The following is a 3672-nucleotide window of genomic DNA, read 5'->3' on the forward strand; positions in this document are numbered from 1 at the left end:
CGGATCGGCGAGGTCGGCCTCCACGGCCGCCGTCTCGGCGCCCTCGCCCGCCAGGGACTCGGCGACGGCGTCCGCGGCGCCGGCCTCGACGCCCCAGGCCATGCGCGCGTCGTACGGCGTCCAGTAGGTGAAGGCGACGTTCCAGCCGGCCCCGGCCAGCCGGCGGGCGATGCCCGCGCCGATCCCCACGGAGCGGCCGACTCCCGTCACCAACGCGATCGGCCGGGCCGCGCCGGACGCCGGCTGCGTTTCTGTGGTCGTCACAAGGTGCCATCGTTCGACCCACGGCACGGACGTGCAACCGATATTCGGGCGGGTGAGCAGGTCATCGCATCGGGGCGGCTCGGGCCGACTGCTCAGGCGGGCAGGTTCAGCTGCCAGGAGACGCCGAACCGGTCGTTGACCCAGCCGAACCTGGGGCTGAATCCATAGTCCCCCAGCGGCATGAGCACGGCGCCCTGCTCGGCCAGGGCAGCGAAGAGGCGGTCCAGCTCGGCCTCGTCCTGACACTGGACGAAGAGCGAGACGGCGGGCGTGAAGGTGAAGTCGTGCTGCACCGGGCTGTCGATGCACATGAACTCCTCGCCGGCGAGTGAGAAGGTCGCGTGCTGCACACTGCCTTCCTTGCCGGGACCCGCGGCTCCGTAGCGGCTGATGCCGACCACTTCGGCGTCGTCGAAGAGTGAGATGTAGAAGTTCATCGCGTCCTCGGCGTTGCCCTGGAACATCAGAAACGTGGTGATCTTCCGTGACGACACGATCTCCATGCGGGTGACTCCTTCGACGCTGTGCGGCGGTCGGTCAGCAGGTGGCCAGGCTAGTGCCCGGACCCCGCAGGCCACCCGAAGCTCGCCGCGGCGAGGGGATGCGGCGGAGGGCGCGCCGCGTGCGTGAAAGTGGTTTGCCGAGCTGATGCCGCGTGGGTAGCCTCGCCGCCTGTGACCCCGACCCTGCGCACCGAACGGCTGCTCCTCGAGCCGTATGTCCTCGAGGACGAGGACGACTTCGTCGCTCTGTTCCAGGACACCAGGGTGTCGCAGTGGATGGGTGACGGCCCTGTTTCCGAAGAGGCGGACCGGGCCCTGTTCGGGCGGATCTTCACCAAGGTCTACGCCCAGGAGCTGTTCGACGTCTGGGCTGTTCGCCGGGACGGGCTCCTGGTGGGCCATGCCGAGATCAAGTGGACCGACTCCGTCGGAGGCCACGAGATCGTCTACGCCCTGGCCCCGGCGGCATGGGGGTTCGGCCTGGGCGCGGAGATGGCAGAGGCGATCGTCGCGTACGGCTTCGACGCCCTCGGGCTGACCGCCGTCCACGCCACCGTGGCTGCACCGAACCAGGCCTCACTGACCCTGCTGGGCCGGATCGGTTTCGAGCACGTCCGGGACGTCGCCGAGGACGATGGCAGCACCACTCGCGTGCTCTCGCTCGGTGCTCCAATCGGTCACTGAGCAGGCGCCGCAAGAGGAGAACCGAACAGGGCCTGAGAAAGGGGAGACGCGAGTGCGCCTCCCCTTTCTCACGGACGGGGATCACCGGGATCCGGTGATCCCCGGTCATCCGCTACCCGGTCGCCTTCGAGCGGGTGTAGATCTCCGCGGGCTTCGGGAACTCCACGGCCGGTGACAGCCGAAGAGCCCCGGAGTCCTCCTCGTAGTAGTAGTACAGGCCGAACTCACCCGGAGCCGGTCCGCACTGCCCCGCGGCGAACGTGACGGAGACCCACGTGTCGCCGCCCGCCGGCACGGTGTCGACACCCCAGGAGAACGGGCACTCCGGCCTGGTGTCGGACTTCTCCATCAGGCTGCTCAGCTGGAGCTGGGCTCCCGCCGAGATGGTGCCCGTGCCGCCCTTCGCGAAGGTGACCCGGTCACCCCCGGGGTTGGTCCAGGAGCCGACGATCTGGCCCTGCGTGGGGACGGGGACGTCCTCTCCCTCGTCGCAGGCGGACACTCCCGCGACCAGGACGGCGGAGACGGCCGCTGCGAGAAGAGCGCGTCCGGCTCTCCTAGTACGGCACATAGATTTCCTCGATCCAGTTGATCTTCACGGTGATGTCCGTCTGGCCGTCCGGCCAGATGTGCTTCGCGACGTCCGAGCCCGCCTTCATGACCGGGTTCGAGCTGCCCTTCTTGTATCCGTCGTCCGAGAGGCTGCGCGTCGCCGAGGCCACCGACATGGTGTTGGAGATCGACACCTTCACCTGGCCGACCAGGGCCCCGTGGTCCCACTCCGAGTCCGTCCTGGGCGGCTCACAGGCCACCCCGAGCAGCTCGTAGTCGAGATTGTAGGAGCCCAGCGCCATGCTCGCGGGACTGCCCCCGTAGATGCCCTCCGTGAGGAACCCGGTGAAGTCCGTGAAGCCTTCCCAGAGCTTCTCCCCGTCGGTGCGGTCCTTGTGCGACTTGTCGAATGATCCCTTCGCCGTGTACACGCCGTCCTTGATCAGGCCCTGCATCTTGCGGATGAAGGACCGGAAGTGGTCCTCCGTGCGCAGCTGCCTGACGAACTCGCCGTCCGGGGGCAGGGTGACGTCGGACGGTCCGCCCTTGGCCCAGAGCATGACCAGCTCCTGCGCGGAGAGGTCCATGACCTTGCTCTTCTTGCCGTCCTTGCGCTCCGGTTCGGGGTTGGGCCCCTTCTTGAAGGTCGGCTTCTTGAAGACGGCGACGTCGACGGCGGTCGTCCGGCCGGCGCGCGTGGTCACCGTGGCGCTGATGTACGTGTTGGACGTGCCGGGGACCTTGGTCATGTAGGTCCGCGTGGAGTGGTAGACCCACGTCCCGTTCGGACCCATCGTCATGTAGTCGCGGTACGAGCCGCCCTTGCCGTCGCTGCACCCGCGTTCGCAGTCCGTGATGGGCCGCAGACCGGTCGGGTCGGTCTTGGTGACGGGGGTGTTGTCGGCGTAGGCGTAGCCGTTCATCGACTCGTGGTCCTCGGGGACCAGTACGGGGTCGACCGACAGGAAGCGTCCGAGGGTCGGGTCGTACTCACGGGCGCCGACGTGGACGAGGCCGGTTCCGGAGTCGACGGGCTTGCCGAGGAAGCCCTTGTCGTCGGGCCACAGCGAGGGTGCCGCGCCGCGGCTCTCGCCGAAGGGCTTGGTGTAGCGGCGGGTGACGGCCTGGGTGGTGGCGTCGACGGACATCGAGGCGGTGCCGTGATGGTCGTCGATCATCCAGGTCAGGCCGGTCTCCGTGCGCACGGCGGTGACGTCACCGGCCGCGTAGTAGCGCTGGGCGGTGAACTTGGCGGCTCCGGTGTCGTAGTGGAGTTCCTGACCGGCCAGGTACAGGACGGTCTGGTCGGCGCCGCGGCGGATCAGCAGATCGCCGTTGGCGTCGTACAGGTAGTCGGTGGCCTTGGCGCCCTCCGTGAGGCGGACGAGCTCGCCCTCGATGTCCCAGGTGAGGCTCTGTGCGACACCGGTGGCGCCGTACCGCTTGGTGGTGTTGCCCTGCTCGTCGTAGGTCAGCGACTTGGCCGTGCCGCCGTTGACGGTGAGCGAGGTCAGGGTGTGCGGCTGGCCGGCGCCGTCGGCGTCTACGGCCGGGTAGCCGTACGCGGTGGCGGTGTCACCGGCGGCCTTGTGCTCGGTCTGGGTGTCCCTCAGACCGCCGGGCTTGTAGGTCCAGCTGGTCCAGTACGGGGCCGGGCCGCCGAGGGCGG

Annotated in this window: 4 protein-coding genes and 1 pseudogene; 1 reads left to right on the plus strand and 4 read right to left on the minus strand. The window is 68.8% G+C overall.

Translation table 11 applies throughout. The features are described from left to right. Both ABT300_RS42265 and ABT300_RS42270 read right to left on the minus strand, forming a co-directional pair. Positions 1-264: pseudogene (locus ABT300_RS42265) on the minus strand (SDR family oxidoreductase); the annotation flags it as partial. 92 nt (positions 265-356) lie between these two features. After that, positions 357-767 (minus strand): VOC family protein, encoded by a 411-nt coding sequence (locus ABT300_RS42270; RefSeq protein ID WP_351687984.1) that lies wholly within the window; start codon positions 765-767, stop codon positions 357-359. A gap of 171 nt (positions 768-938) precedes the next feature. Between ABT300_RS42270 and ABT300_RS42275 the strand changes: the two genes are divergently transcribed. Beyond that, positions 939-1451 (plus strand): GNAT family N-acetyltransferase, encoded by a 513-nt coding sequence (locus ABT300_RS42275; RefSeq protein WP_351687987.1) that lies wholly within the window; start codon positions 939-941, stop codon positions 1449-1451. A 112-nt stretch (positions 1452-1563) separates the two neighbouring features. On the opposite strand, the gene ABT300_RS42280 is transcribed toward ABT300_RS42275, so the two are convergent. Together ABT300_RS42280 and ABT300_RS42285 are read right to left on the minus strand one after the other, a co-directional pair. Beyond that, complete coding sequence (locus ABT300_RS42280; RefSeq protein WP_351687990.1) at positions 1564-2022, minus strand: hypothetical protein; 459 nt, start codon at positions 2020-2022, stop codon at positions 1564-1566. Then, on the minus strand, positions 2009-3672 hold a 1664-nt coding region (locus ABT300_RS42285; protein WP_351687993.1), incomplete at its 5' end, for an RHS repeat domain-containing protein. The genes ABT300_RS42285 and ABT300_RS42280, both read right to left, overlap by 14 nt.

The sequence above is a fragment of the Streptomyces sp. NPDC001027 genome, assembly GCF_040299045.1.
Taxonomy (GTDB): domain Bacteria; phylum Actinomycetota; class Actinomycetes; order Streptomycetales; family Streptomycetaceae; genus Streptomyces.